Source organism: Streptomyces sp. NPDC029139, assembly GCF_055564335.1.
The window spans coordinates 131,560-144,511 of record NZ_JBVHWN010000013.1 but is presented as its reverse complement, the minus strand read 5'-3'; the positions used below and the strand labels follow the sequence as shown (position 1 = coordinate 144,511).

At 71.0% G+C, this 12,952-nt stretch carries 13 protein-coding genes and 1 pseudogene; 6 read left to right on the top strand and 8 right to left on the bottom strand.

Annotation, left to right across the window (positions count from 1 at the left end; translation table 11 throughout):
• Positions 1-42: 42 nt before the first annotated feature.
• Both ACZ4VW_RS26045 and ACZ4VW_RS26040 read right to left on the bottom strand, forming a co-directional pair.
• The gene (locus tag ACZ4VW_RS26045; protein ID WP_467966391.1) at positions 43-363 is read right to left on the bottom strand and encodes a hypothetical protein; all 321 of its coding nucleotides are present in this window, start codon (positions 361-363) and stop codon (positions 43-45) included.
• Between the two features lie 543 nt (positions 364-906).
• Complete coding sequence (locus tag ACZ4VW_RS26040; protein WP_467966389.1) at positions 907-1,524, bottom strand: CGNR zinc finger domain-containing protein; 618 nt, start codon at positions 1,522-1,524, stop codon at positions 907-909.
• A gap of 86 nt (positions 1,525-1,610) precedes the next feature.
• On the opposite strand from ACZ4VW_RS26040, the gene ACZ4VW_RS26035 reads away from it, so the two are divergent.
• Both ACZ4VW_RS26035 and ACZ4VW_RS26030 read left to right on the top strand, forming a co-directional pair.
• Entirely contained in the window at positions 1,611-2,387 is a 777-nt protein-coding gene (locus ACZ4VW_RS26035) for an MBL fold metallo-hydrolase (protein WP_467966387.1), read from the top strand.
• A gap of 122 nt (positions 2,388-2,509) precedes the next feature.
• Complete coding sequence (locus ACZ4VW_RS26030) at positions 2,510-3,595, top strand: LLM class flavin-dependent oxidoreductase (RefSeq protein WP_467966385.1); 1,086 nt, start codon at positions 2,510-2,512, stop codon at positions 3,593-3,595.
• A gap of 113 nt (positions 3,596-3,708) precedes the next feature.
• Here the strand turns inward: ACZ4VW_RS26030 and ACZ4VW_RS26025 are convergent, their stop codons facing one another.
• From ACZ4VW_RS26025 to ACZ4VW_RS26015, 3 genes are all read right to left on the bottom strand, one after another.
• Entirely contained in the window at positions 3,709-4,314 is a 606-nt protein-coding gene (locus ACZ4VW_RS26025; protein ID WP_467966383.1) for a dihydrofolate reductase family protein, read from the bottom strand.
• Positions 4,315-4,565: 251 nt separating this feature from the next.
• Entirely contained in the window at positions 4,566-4,868 is a 303-nt protein-coding gene (locus tag ACZ4VW_RS26020; protein WP_467966381.1) for a hypothetical protein, read from the bottom strand.
• Between the two features lie 380 nt (positions 4,869-5,248).
• Positions 5,249-5,557 (bottom strand): hypothetical protein, encoded by a 309-nt coding sequence (locus ACZ4VW_RS26015; RefSeq protein ID WP_467966379.1) that lies wholly within the window; start codon positions 5,555-5,557, stop codon positions 5,249-5,251.
• 243 nt (positions 5,558-5,800) lie between these two features.
• On the opposite strand from ACZ4VW_RS26015, the pseudogene ACZ4VW_RS26010 reads away from it, so the two are divergent.
• The 3 genes and pseudogenes from ACZ4VW_RS26010 to ACZ4VW_RS26000 all read left to right on the top strand — a co-directional run.
• Positions 5,801-5,902 (top strand): annotated as a pseudogene (locus ACZ4VW_RS26010) (transposase); the annotation flags it as partial.
• Between the two features lie 733 nt (positions 5,903-6,635).
• Positions 6,636-8,174 (top strand): carboxylesterase/lipase family protein, encoded by a 1,539-nt coding sequence (locus ACZ4VW_RS26005; protein WP_467966377.1) that lies wholly within the window; start codon positions 6,636-6,638, stop codon positions 8,172-8,174.
• A 306-nt stretch (positions 8,175-8,480) separates the two neighbouring features.
• Positions 8,481-8,717, top strand: coding sequence for a hypothetical protein (locus ACZ4VW_RS26000; protein ID WP_467966375.1), 237 nt, complete (start codon positions 8,481-8,483; stop codon positions 8,715-8,717).
• A 119-nt stretch (positions 8,718-8,836) separates the two neighbouring features.
• On the opposite strand, the gene ACZ4VW_RS25995 is transcribed toward ACZ4VW_RS26000, so the two are convergent.
• From ACZ4VW_RS25995 to ACZ4VW_RS25985, 3 genes are all read right to left on the bottom strand, one after another.
• Positions 8,837-9,361, bottom strand: coding sequence for a hypothetical protein (locus ACZ4VW_RS25995; protein WP_467966373.1), 525 nt, complete (start codon positions 9,359-9,361; stop codon positions 8,837-8,839).
• A gap of 214 nt (positions 9,362-9,575) precedes the next feature.
• Positions 9,576-9,818 (bottom strand): hypothetical protein, encoded by a 243-nt coding sequence (locus tag ACZ4VW_RS25990; RefSeq protein ID WP_467966371.1) that lies wholly within the window; start codon positions 9,816-9,818, stop codon positions 9,576-9,578.
• 60 nt (positions 9,819-9,878) lie between these two features.
• Complete coding sequence (locus ACZ4VW_RS25985) at positions 9,879-10,832, bottom strand: hypothetical protein (protein ID WP_467966369.1); 954 nt, start codon at positions 10,830-10,832, stop codon at positions 9,879-9,881.
• A 1,056-nt stretch (positions 10,833-11,888) separates the two neighbouring features.
• On the opposite strand from ACZ4VW_RS25985, the gene ACZ4VW_RS25980 reads away from it, so the two are divergent.
• Positions 11,889-12,689, top strand: a complete 801-nt coding sequence (locus tag ACZ4VW_RS25980; protein ID WP_467966367.1) for a bestrophin-like domain — start codon at positions 11,889-11,891, stop codon at positions 12,687-12,689.
• Positions 12,690-12,952 lie beyond the last annotated feature (263 nt).

Genomic DNA, 12,952 nt, shown 5'->3' with positions numbered 1-12,952 from the left:
TGGGTTCAGTAGCAGGCGCTCAAGGGCGCTGCCAGTGGTTGTTCAGGAGTACCGGTCGGGGAGATGGACAAGGAATGCCCTGATGGCTTCGTTGATGTTCGGGATGTTTCTGGCGACCTCGTGGACTGCAGGGCTGGAAACGTTGACGAACCAGAACTCATCCGTGCGCTTCATGAAGCCGCGAGAGGAAGCGAGCACGTTCAGGTACCCGACGGGGAGTCCTCGGTCGTTTGGGCCGTTCTTGATGCCGTCATCCCACCACACGTCGAAGTAGCCCCTCCTGTCTGTCCGCTCGTGGAGGGAGAGTTTGCGTAGCTCCAGCTCTTTTCTGAGGCTTGCTTCTATGCCGTCTAGATAGCCCATCCCGGCTCCCGTCGGTGGCGATGGCGGAGCGCAGCCGGTCCGTGCGCGGCGACTGCGGCACCAAGGTTGTTTCCCGCCCCGGGGTCAGCGGGCACCTTCAATGGGTTTGCTCCTCCCGGCCCCAGTCCGCCGGAGCGTAGGGCCTGTGCCTCCGCCAGTTGGTGATGCCGGCGGGAGCACGCGGGCGAACTCACCTCCACCAGGGTTACGAGTCGGCCGTCTTCGTCCGACGGTGACGTCCGGCTCAAGGCCGGCGGCTACGTCTGCATCCCAGCCGGCATCCCTCGCCTCCCCGTCAACAGGGTCGGTGCGCGCCGCGAGGCTCACTCTCTCTCTGCCTCCTCGCTCGAGGCCCGCCTCGCCGCGCTGGCTGTCGGCAACGGCTGAACTGTCACCGCGGGCCGTCAGGCGGTGACGTCGGGCTCGGGATCCGGCACCGCCTTGGCCCAGGTCCTGCGTACCGCACTTGGCCGGCTCGGAGGGGCTTGAAGTGCGGGCCTTCGAGAGGACCTGTGCCCGAAGCGAAATGCGGGTGTGCCGGACTCAGTCGGCGGTGGTCTGGGTGCGGCGGGCGTAGGCGCGGGCGGCGCGGGCTCGGTCGCCGCAGCGGACCGAGCACCAGTGGCGGCGTCCGGCGCGCAGCAGGTAGCGGTTGCAGGGGGTGGAGGGGCAGGCCGTCAGCCGTTGGGCGTCGGGTCCGGTGAGCAGGTCGGCGGCGTTGGCGGCGAGGATGCCGAGGGCTTGGTCGACGATCTGGTCGATGGGGTGCGGGGTGGTGCGGTGCATGCCGCGGACGGAGTCCCAGCCGAGTGGGGAGGCGGTGGGGACCCGGGTGAGGGCGTCGTTGACGGCGGCCAGTGCGGTGGTGGGGGCGGGGTGGTTGCCGACCTGGGCTGCGAGCAGGGCGCGTACCTGTTCGCGCAGTGAGCGCAGGCGAGCCGCGCAGATTTCCTGCATGCCGGCATCCGCGGGGGCCAGGTTGTGGTCGACCAGCCATTGGTTGGCGCCGGCTGGGGTGCCCAACAGGTCGAGGAGTTGGCCGCCCGGCAGGGCGATGGCGCTGTTGGCGAGGTCGAGCGCGGGGTAGTGGTCAGCGCCCGGTGCCGGCGTCAGTCCGGGGTCGATGGTGCCGGTGGTGACGGTGGTATCGGTCTCACTCACGCGTCTCACGTTACAGCTTGCCTTTAACCGTGACAACCACCTATGGTCACGGATGTTAGTCAATCTATCCGTGAGGTGCTTTCGTGATGGCAGCAACCGGCGTGTCCAGCGAGCAGATTCCCGTCCGTGTCTTCGGCGGCCCGACCGCACTCATCGAGTACGGCGGGCTGCGGTTCCTGACCGACCCGACCTTCGACGCCCCCGGCACCTACCCCTCGGGGCTGGCCAAGACCGCGCCCGCCTCCGCCGCGCCTGCCGACCTGGGCCGCGTCGATGTCGTGCTCCTGTCGCACGACGAACACGACGACAACCTCGACGCCACAGGCCGCGCCCTGCTCGCCGACGTACCCCTGACCCTGACCACGCCCAGCGGCGCAGGCAGGCTGGGCGGCACGGCGCGCCCCCTGAAGGACTGGGAGTCCATTGAGCTGGACCGCCCGGGCGGCGGCACGATCACCGTCACCGGCGTCCCGGCCCTGCACGGCCCCGGTGCGCGTGAGGACCTCGAGCCGGTCGTCGGCGAGGTCGTCGGCTTCGTCCTGAGCGGTGACGGCCTGCCCCATGTCTACGTCAGCGGTGACAACGCCCAGCTCCCGCTGGTCCGCGAGATCGCCGACCACTTCGGCCCGGTGGACACCGCGGTGCTGTTCGCCGGCGCGGTCCGCACACCCGTCCTGGACCGCGCACTGCTCACACTCGACAGCGCCCAGGCCGCCGAGGCCGCCCGCATCCTGGGCGCTCGCCGTATCGTGCCCGTCCACTTCGACAGCTGGGCCCACTTCACCGAGGGCCGCGACGAGCTCGTCGCCGCTTTCGCCGACGCCGGGCTCACCGCCCGCGTCGACTTCGGCGTCCGCGGCTGAACCCCCCTGCGTCGCACGCGTACGCAGGGCAGCCGGGCGGTCGGCCGACAGAAAACTGCCACGACTGCCGGCCGGCGCCCCCTGTGCGCCGCCCACCTCGAAACCCGAAGGACCGCACGACCATGCCCGACCCCATCCGCGGCACCCGCCACGGCTCCGCCCCCGCCGCCCTGTCCGTACTGGACTCCGCCATGACCGGCACCGGCCAGACCGCCACGGAGGCGCTGGCCGGCAGCATCGAACTCGCCCGCCTCGCCGACCGGCGCGGCTTCACCCGTTACTGGATGAACGAGCACCACGCCATGCCCGGCGTCTCCACCTCCAGCCCGCCCGTCCTGCTGGCCCGGCTCACCGCCGAGACCAGCAGGCTGCGGCTCGGCGCGGGCGGGATCATGCTGCCCAACCATCCGCCGCTGGTCGTCGCCGAACAGTTCGGCATGCTGGAGGCCCTCGCCCCCGGCCGCATCGACCTGGGCCTAGGCCGCGCCCCGGGCACCGATCACACCACGGCCGCCGCCCTGCGCCGCGGCGCGAGCGGCGCCGAGGACTTCCCCCGGCAGGTGGCCGAGCTGCTGCACTTCCTCGGCGACGACTTCCCCGCCGCCCACCCCTACGCCGACCGCGTGTACGCCGTCCCTGGGCCCGCCCAGGACCGGCTCAACGGCCTCACCCCGCCCCCCGGCCGCCTGCCGGTGTGGCTGCTCGGCTCGTCCGGCTACTCCGCGCAGCTCGCCGCCCGGCTCGGCCTGCCGTTCGCCTTCGCCGCACACTTCAACCCCCGCGATGTCGTATCCGCCCTGCGCCTGTACCGCGACCGGTTCACCCCGTCCCAGGCCCTGGCCGAGCCGTACACACTGGTCAGCTTCACCGTCGCGGCCTCCGACGACGTGCGGGAGGCGCGCCGCCAGGCCGGCACCCTCGCCCACGCCATGCTCCGCATGTTCCAGCGCACGTCCTACCTGCTGCCGTCCCCCGAGGAAGTGGACGCCTACCCCTACGACGCCCAGGAACGCCAGGCCGTCGACAGCTGGCTGACCCACATCCCGCACGGCACCCCCGAACAGGTCACCGCCCACCTGAACCAGGTCCAGCGGGACTCCGGCGCGGACGAACTCATGATCGGCAGCGTCGGCCACTCCGCCCAGGCCCGGCTGCGTTCCACCGAGCTGATCGCCGACGCCTACGGCATGCCCGACAGCCCGCACTGACGAGGGACCGGCGACCCCGCCCACCGCCTTCACCCCCAAGCCCCTCTCCAAGAGCTCCGAGGAGCCCCCGGCGCCGGCGTGGCGGCTGCCCCGGACCGGCGGACGGGGCGGCGTCAGGCAGGGGCGCCGAGCGGCGGGTGCTCGAGCACGCGGGGCTTGTACTCGACCAGCTGGATGCGGCCGTCGAAGGTGCGGTGCTCGATCATCTCCAGGGCAACGTCCGGATAGCCGTCGTAGATGCGTTCTTCGCCCGTGGCCCCGGTGATCACCGGGAACATCACGACCCGGAAGCGGTCGACGAGCCCGGCACGCAGCAGGGACCGGCACAGGCTGAGGCTGCCGATCGTGCTGAGGAGCCCCGCCCCACTCGACTTCATGGCGCGGACCGCCTCGACGGCGTCGTCGCGGACGAGCGTGGAGTTGGCCCACGTCAGTGGCTCCTCGAGCGAGGAGGAGAACACCACCTTGGACGCCTGCGTGAGCTCGTCGACGGACGCCTCTTCCTCGGGCCTGAACTCGTCCTGGCCGTCCGGGACCTCGCCCGCGGCGAAGCCCGACATCAGGCGGTACGTGTTCGCTCCCATCAAGTAGGTGACCTCGGGCTGCTCGCCGAGCCACGCGAGATACTCCGGGCCCTCGAGGCCCCAGAATCCGGGCCATCCCTCTCCGGATGCGTAGCCGTCCAGGGAGGTGATGAAGTCGACGAGAAGCTCCGACATGGCGGTGTCCTTTCCTGAGGTGTCACGAGCTTGGACCGGCCGCGAGCCACAAACTCATCGACCACGCTGCGGAGGAACGAGAAAACCCATGACACTGCAACCGAACAGATCGGAGCAGCAGCGGCGGTGGTGGTCCTGGAGACCACGCCGGCACCGCGACGACCGAAAGGCGCGCGGCGCGGGTTCCGGCAGCACACCCGACACCACAGGTCGCCCGGGCCCGCAGCACGGACAGGCGGGCACACAGATCCTCAGCCGTGGCCGCCGCAGTCGTGGACCTCCGCGAGCGGGACGAGGCGGCCGATATCGATCTTGCCACGCCCAGGACCGTGCCTTTCCTTGCTGTCGTAGTACGACCACCACACGCCGCCGGGTCGGCGGATCAGCGCGAGGGAGCCGGTGTGCACGCAGACCGAGGCGTCGTTTCGCGTGGTGGCGAGTGCGCCGTCGGCCCACTGCCAGTCGGCGACTCCGTCGGGGTAGAAGGTGTAGGCGGCCCGGCCGATCTCCTCGAGGTCGGCGACGGCAAGCGTGCTGGGCTCGGAGGTGGTCACACTGGCGACGAAGAGGGCGGCCTCTTCGGCTTCCGCTTCACAGCCGCAGGCAAGGCGTAGCGACCAGCCGATCGCATGACGCGCGTCGGACCGCGCGCTGCTCAACCGGCGGCCGTGGCCGGGCCCCCGCCGAACCGAGGCCCGTCCTCCATGCTCGCGTCCAAGGGCAGACGCATGTACGGGATCGGGTGCCGGCAGACGCCGCCGCGGTCGACGGAGGTGTCGGCGCCGACCCCCGCGACGAGGTCGGGCTGGACGAGGGTGGTGTCCAGGAGGCCTCCCCTCGAGGCTCGGAAGCGCCCTGCCCAACGAGCCAGAGATGGTGCAGTTGGCACCCTGGCATCTGCGGCTGGCCGGCCGCGCAGCCACACACGTGACCTCTACTGCCCGCTTCGTATGGCCAGCACCAGCCAGACGACTGGTCCCGCCGCCAGAACGATCAGCATCAGACAGCACGGCAGCGAGGACGGCCCCTTGAGTGGCTCGGCTGCTACCTGCGGGGCCACTCGGCGCACGTCGTCGGCGTTGTACCACACCTTGTGGGCGTACCCCGTAGTGGTCAGCCAGCTCTCCGTTCCCATCCGCACCCCACGGGCCACCGCATTGACATGCACCGAGTGAGTACGGACGCCCGGCCACAAGTAGCTCACCTCGCGAGCCGTCAGCATGTCCTTCTCTTCGTGCGCCATATCCCGCCCTTCCCCCCGGCAGCCGGTGGCACGACATCATGAACTGTCCCATAGTCAGGCGTAGTTGCACCCTGTTAGGCGGATCATGTGACCGTCGGATCGGTCGCTCGTTGCTGTCAGCATGGGGCGGGGCGAGCTGGCGAATGCCGAGTGAGGCCGGTCGGAGGCGCACCTGTTGGCGATGGGGCAGCGTGGCGGTCGGTGGAACGATCACCGCAAGGTGATCAACCGGATCCCTTTCTCCGGGTACGAACGGGCATACCGTGGCGGGATCTTCCGGAGCGTTTCGGCGGCAGTTGGAAGAGCGTCCATGAACGGCACCGGCGTCGCTGGTCGGCGGATGGCGGACGGCACCTGGGACCGGATCGTGCGTGCCGTCCAGACCGACGCCGACCTCGCCGGGCCGGATCGACCGGAGCGTGGTGAGCGTCGACTCGACGTCATGCCGTGCCCCTCAGCACACGGTTCTTCCAGCGCCCCCTCGGCCCCGCAGGAGTCCCCGGGCCTGGGAACGACTGCGGCCCCGCCGGGACGAGGCGGTCCAGTGCGGGCAGGGTGAGCCACCGACCGGCCGCACCCGGCGGGCTCGTCCGAAGGCGAGGATGCGGCGGTAGGCGTGCCGCTGCCGTAGTAGTGGCGGCGAGCTGCCTCGAAGCCGGCAGCGACAAAGTAGTCGACCGTCCGCAGGGAACACCGGGCAGCCGGGACACGGGCCCGGGACCGAGCCGATCCGTTCGCGCCCGGGCGTCGTCGACGGCGTTGCTGAGGGGCGTCGTCGAGGACTTGCCGAGGCCGGCGTTCCGGCGGCACCCGGGACACCTAGGGCATGGCGTATTGGGCGGGAGCACTGCCGTCGACGAAATCGCGGCCCGCTTCCGATTCCGCCGGTGCCGGGCCGCCCCTCTGCAGGACCGGTGATTCGCGCGATGCGCAGGCGCGCACGGGCGCCGAGACTGCGGTGCCCCTGTCCCCATCCGAACCCCGCACGGAGGTACCGATGCCCGGTCCGTACACGAGGCACGAGTCAAGGACGGCGCGACGATCGCCGTCGTGGAGGCACCGCTTACGGGGTGTGCTGGTGAGCGCGCTGTTGCTGTCGGCGACCGGGCTGGGCACCACGCCCGCCGCGGCCGCTCCGGCGACCGGCGACACGACCGTGACCACCCGCTACGGGCAGGTGCGGGGAACGGCGGGTGAGAGGGCCGTCGACTATCTCGGCATCCCCTACGCCGCGCCGCCTGTCGGCGGCCTGCGCTGGAAGCCGCCTGCCGCACCCGCGCGCTGGAGCGGAGTGCGGGACGCCACGGTCCCCGGCAACCCCTGTATGCAGACGGGCTCGTCGACCCCCTGGGGGGATCTGGCCGGTCCGGGCACGCCCAGCGAGGACTGCCTCTACCTCAACGTCCACACGCCCGCCGAGCGCTCCCTGCGCGACCGGCCCGTGATGGTCTGGATCCACGGCGGCGGCTTCACCATCGGTTCGGGGACCTTCTACGACGGCGGAGAACTGGCCGCCCGGGGCGACGTGGTCGTCGTCACCCTCAACTACCGTCTGGGGGCCTTCGGTTACCTCGCCCACCCGGGCCTGGCGGGAGAGTCGGCGGACGGCATCTCCGGCAACTACGGTCTCCTCGACCAGCAGGCGGCCCTGCGCTGGGTGCGGCAGAACATCGCTGCTTTCGGCGGTGATGCCGGCAACGTCACGGTCTTCGGCGAGTCGGCGGGCGGCGGCAGCGTCTGCCAGCACCTCGTCTCCCCCCGGGCGACCGGCCTTTTCGACCGGGCCATCGCCCAGTCCGGCTGCGGCTTCCCGCTGCCCACCCATGAGTCGCAGCAGCGCACCGGTGCGACCTGGGCCGAATCCCTGGGCTGTGCCGACGTCGCCTGCCTGCGCGGCAAACCCGCCGACGATCTGCTCACGGCCTCGACGAACCCCACCGCCCGCTGGGTCCCGAACGTCGACGGCCGGATCATCCCGCTGCAGATCGCCGACGCGCTGGAGAGAGGAAAGTTCCACCGCGTGCCCGTCCTGCAGGGCACCACCGCCGACGAGGGACGGCTCACCGTGGCATCCACCTACGACCTGGCCGGCCGCCGGCTCACCCCGGCCGGGTACCCGGTGGCAGTCCGCGCCCTGTACGGCGACCGTACCGACGCGATCCTGGCCCGCTACCCGCTGTCGGACCACGGCTCCCCCGCCGAGGCACTCGGCGCGATCCTCACGGACTCGCAGTTCGCCTGCCTCCAGTCCCGCACGGCGCGGCTGATGGCCGGGCATACCCGGTCCTACCAGTACGAGTTCGCCGACCGCGGTGCCGTGGACTACCTGGGCCTGCCGGTCAGCTTCCCCCTGGGTGCCCCGCACGGTTCCGAGATCCGCTATGTCTTCGGCGGCGTCTCGGGCACCCCCGCCCAGAACGCCCTGGCCTCCACGATGCTCGGCTACTGGACCCACTTCGCCCGCACGGGCATCCCGTATGCGGCCGACGCCCCCCGCTGGAACCAGTATCCGAAGGTGCAGGTGCTCGCGCCGGGGGCGATCACGGCATCGACGACGTTCCCCGAGGACCACAAGTGCGACCTGTGGCTCCCGGGGGCTGTGACCGCCCGGCACTGAAGGGCGCCGGACACGCGACGGCCCCCGCCGCCCACAGGATCGGGGGCCGGGGCCGTCGTGGCGTCGTCACCGAGAGACGATCAGGGGCACGGTCCGGCCGGCACCGCGCGAAAATCCGTTCGGCGTTTCTGCTCGTACGAGGGCGGCCCACCTAGGCCCGAAGCCCAGTCACGAGGGACATGGCGACGGCCGCCTTCAATACCCGACCTGGGGCTTTCCGAGCGGTGGGGGATATTGAATGCGGCCTGAGGCACTGCTACGGGCAGTGCCGATCGAACCCCGTCGGCGAAAAAGTTGTGTGGGGGTGTGACCGAGATACTCGGGCAGCGCCTCGGTGCCCTGCGTCATACCGTCCTGCTCTCCGACCACCACAGCACCGCGACCGTCGCCGTCGACCAGGTCGAGGGCCAGCCCCTCACGGGTCGCTTCGTCTCCGCCGACCCGCTCATCGACCTCATCGACCTACTTCAGATGAACGGGTACATGAGCGACCCTGGCGCTCGTCAGAGGCACAGCTCAACCGGGCGCGGAACGGGGCGGTGACCCGTAGCCCCGACGGTCCAGCTCCAGGCGGGGATGTCGGCGGTCGGTCTCGCCGAGGATGGCGAGCGTGTCCGCCAGGCTGCCCGCGATGGCGACCGCGGCCACCGCGGCGGAGGCAGCTACACGCAGACCGGCGGGTCCGGGAAGGAGCACCCGGCGTAGGTGTCGCCCTCGTATGTGATGCCCCCTTCCATCGGCTGGTCGCAGGTGGCGCAGTTGACGGCGAAGTACGGGTTGACGCGGAGGAAGGCCGCGTTCTTCAGCTCGAAGATCGCCTTCACCGCGTCCGATCCGTGTTCCCGGATTCCGAGCTGTAGGAAGTCGAAGGCGCTGAACTCGTGGCCCTGCTTGCACGTGAAGCGGCCGAACCGGAAGGCGCCGATGTCCGCGATTCCCAGCTCGGACTCGATCCGCGCCTTCTCCTCGGCCGATACCGGTTCGAGCCGGGAGGCCTTGACGAGCTCAGGCGTCCAGTGCAGGTCCCGGAGGGTGCGGGCCTGCTCACGTGACAGGTAGAAGGAAGCGGTTCTGCCGCTCTTGATGGTTTCCTGCACGAGGGCCACGACCGCGTCGTCGTCCGCCGAGACGACTGCCTTTCCCCTACCGACGGCTGCTTCGATGTGAGCCAGCAAAGAATTGTCCACGACGCATCCTCCAGGTCTGCACCATGAATCCGATCCTGCGTTCGCGCAGAACTATTCCGTTCGGCCGTCCTGTTCGGCGGCTGCCACACAGAGGCTTCACCCACACGGCAGCCCCCGGCCCCCACAGCAGCCCAGCCCCTTCGGCCGACGCGACTCAGCCTTCCCCGAACACCGGACAGCGAAGGCGGGGAGACGGGCTCATGTCCTCGGCCGGCTACGCAGCGAGGCTCCGGTCGAGCGCGGTCGGCAAGCCGTTCCACCCGTGATCAGCGGCGGGACTCGTAGCGGTGGAGACGTGAACGGGCGCCGGCTCCGGTGGTGATGAAGCCTTCGGCGACCTGGCCAGGGATCTTTCGCCGTACTTGGCGATGCGCACGGCCTGCGGGCCGACCGGGCCGACCGGGCCGCCCGGGCCGACCAGGTCGACCAGGTCGACGATGTCGTCGAGTTCGTGCACGGCCTTCAGCTCCGGCCGGCGCCGCACCACGTCGCTGCCCGCGTGAGCCGCCCAGGCGGCTCAGCAGTCGTAACGGTGGGTGTAGGGGGTGTCGGGGCAGATACGGCAGACGAAGAAGTACATGCCACCGAGGTCACCTAGGACCATGTCGTGCCCGAACGCCTCGAGGGCGGCGGGGTCCGCCTCGATCTTCCAGGACGGGATCGCTGACGGGTCCTGGCGTGGGTCCCGGTCGTCCAAGGGGAGCCAACGGCCCATGCCCGGTTCGGTTGCGGTGACGCTGAGCAGGTGTTCCATGCGCGTGCCGCAGCCCGCGCAGTCGGGCCAGTCCGGCGGCTGGGTCCACCCGGGGTAGCCGCCGACCTTGCTCTGCTGCGTGGTGGCCACCTCGTAGTAGTCGAAGCCCTGCTCCTCCTCCAGGGCCTCGAACCGCTCGTCGAGCAGCTCGCCGAGCGCCTCCGGCAGGTCGAAGTTCGGGTACTCCACGGCCGGAGTGGGCGACAGCGTGCACGGGCGGGGCAGGTAGTCCCCCTCCGCCGTGTGCGGGCGCGGCGGCTCCCCGGCCACAGCGCCGGCGGCCGTCAACACCGTGCTGCGCCAGTACAGCCGGGGGTTGGCCGCGTACTGGCCGTCCTCATGCACCAGAGGGCACCACACGATCTGCAACAGATCGGTGCCGGCCGGGAAGACGAGACCGGGCACATCTCGTGCGTACAGCTGGACCACCGGGACCATCGCGACGGGCTCAGGCCCGACGGCCTCGCTGAGCGGCTTGTAGTGGTCCGGCTCGGCGCACATCGGCCAGGGCTCGCCGGCCGGCCACAGCAGCGGCCCGCCGATGGAGCTGTCACCCGGGCCCGGCTGCCCGGCCCGCGGATAGAGGAGGGTGACGTCGCGGGACGTACCGGTCAGCTCCGGAAAGACGGCCTCGACGTCGAAGGGGATCGGCGCCAGCGCCCGGGGCTCGGTCGGCCGTCCATGGACGGCGTCCTCCTGCGTGTGCCACGACGGCATGGGGTCTCCTGCTGCTGGTGCTGGTCGGCGCCGCCGACACTAGCCATCGCGTCTGACAGTCAGCGATTGCAGGGGGTGTTCCGCCTCTTCCAGAACCGCAGTCCTTGTGACGCTACGACCTCACGGAGACCATGATCTTGGGATGACTGGTGCGGCGGGTGATGTGAGGGGGGCGGCGATCGAGGCGAGTTCGCGGGTGGTCATGCCTTCGGTCCGAACTGCGGCAAGGCGGGTGAGGGCAGAGACGAAAGCGGCGCGTCGGTGGCGTGTGGAGAGCAGATCAGCGAGGGTCACGATCGAGGAGGCGGGCGATGTCGCGTCGGGTGAAGCCGGCCGCCCGGAGCTGATCAGCCAGTCGGGCAGCTTCGCTGGGCTCCGGCTCGGAGGGGGTGCGACGGTTGCGGGCGACACCACGCTTCCCCGGTCGGGCGTTGCTCTGCTTCAGTGCGGAGCAGCCGGGCGTCGCGCAGGGCCCTGTGGACATCTGGATGCAGCACCACTGCGCCCCTGTCCCCCGCCGTTCCCTCCGTCCTGCCCGGGGCACGTGGGCGTCGGCTGCCTGCGCCGCTCCCCCGCGAAGACACCCTTGCAGACGCTCACTTGGACCGCCTCACCTGCCTGGCGTGGCGGTTCGGCGACGAACCGCCGGAGCCGCACAGGGTGACCTGATCGGTACCCGGACGTGCCGGCGAGCCGGTACCTCGAGCGGGGGTGCCTCACGGGCGGTCGGGGCGCAGGCCGCGCTCACCGCGGGCCGAGGGTGAAGGCTCGCAGGACCGGCGGCGATCCGCCCGCCCGGTCCTGCCGTGTCCGCTCGCGCCCTTGGCTGTCGGATCACCGACCGCGGTGCTCCCGGCCGGCGGCAGCCTTGGCCCGCGGACAACGCCGGGCCGGGCACGGCCTGTCGCGACGTGGGGCTTTCCGGCGCAAGGGGCGTCGCTCGTTCGGGAGTGAGGAGACGTTTCCGCAGTTCAGGGCGGTGTGGGGCACGGGATACGTTCCCGGCGCCCCCATTGTGCCGGGGCCACCTAGCGTCCTACCCGGAGGTGACCGTCCGTGGTCCTCGTCATCGTCGTCGCCGTACTGGCCCTGCTCGCCGGCCTCGCCGCCAACCGCTGGCTGCGTCCTCGCCTCATCACCGAGGACGACGACTCCGGCATGGCGGTGAAGGACCTGGTCGGCCCGCTGCTCACGCTGACCGTGCTGCTGCTCGCCTTCGTCCTCGTCACCGCCAACGGTTCCTACGGCAAGGCCGAGGTCGCCTCGCGCGGTGAGGCCCGGGCCGTCGACCAGCTCGTCGAGGCCGCCGAGTACGCGCCCGAGGCGCAGCGGGCCGAGATCCAGGCGGACGCCGTCTGCTACGCCCGTGCCGTACGCACGCAGGAGTGGCCGGCCATGGCCGACGGCAAGGGCTCGGCCGCTCCCAGCGTGTGGGCCACCGACTTCCGACGGGTCTTTCGCGAGGTGGAGGGCAAGCCGGTGTTCGGCATGCTGGTCGCCGCGGACAACAAGCGCTCGGAGGAGCGCGAGGAGCGCCTCACCCAGGCCACCGCGAGCATCCCCAGCGCCGTCCTCTGGTTCCTCCTGGCGACCCTGGTCATCACCGTCATGGCGCTCGGGACGTGCATCCCACGCCGCAACAACCGCGGGCAGATCATCACCCTCACCGTCATCACCGCGCTCCTGACCGCCACCCTGTGCATCATCCGCGACGTCGACCGCCCCTTCGGCGGCATCATCGACATCCAGCCCACCGCGATCTCCGAGGTCGAACGCCAGGCCACCCGCGACTTCCTCGCCCACCACACCGCCGCCGACCTGCCCTGCGACGAACAGGGCAACCGCCGAAACGCCTGACACCGAACCGACCGGCTCACAGGCGGGCCGGTCTCCCTCGGGTCCCGATCGTGGTGGGCAGGCCTTCCAGATCCCCGGTACGCCACCGGCCCCGCCCTCGATGAGGTCGAAGACCAAGTGGGAACCGGAGGACCCCGGCGGGCCTGGTGGATTGGCCGGGTTGGTGGGTTGGGAGGTTGGCCGGGTTGGCGGGTTGGGGGGTGGGGGTTGGGGGGAAGGACGCGGGCCGCTGGAGGCCGCGCTCGCGGGCGGAGAGCGGCTCC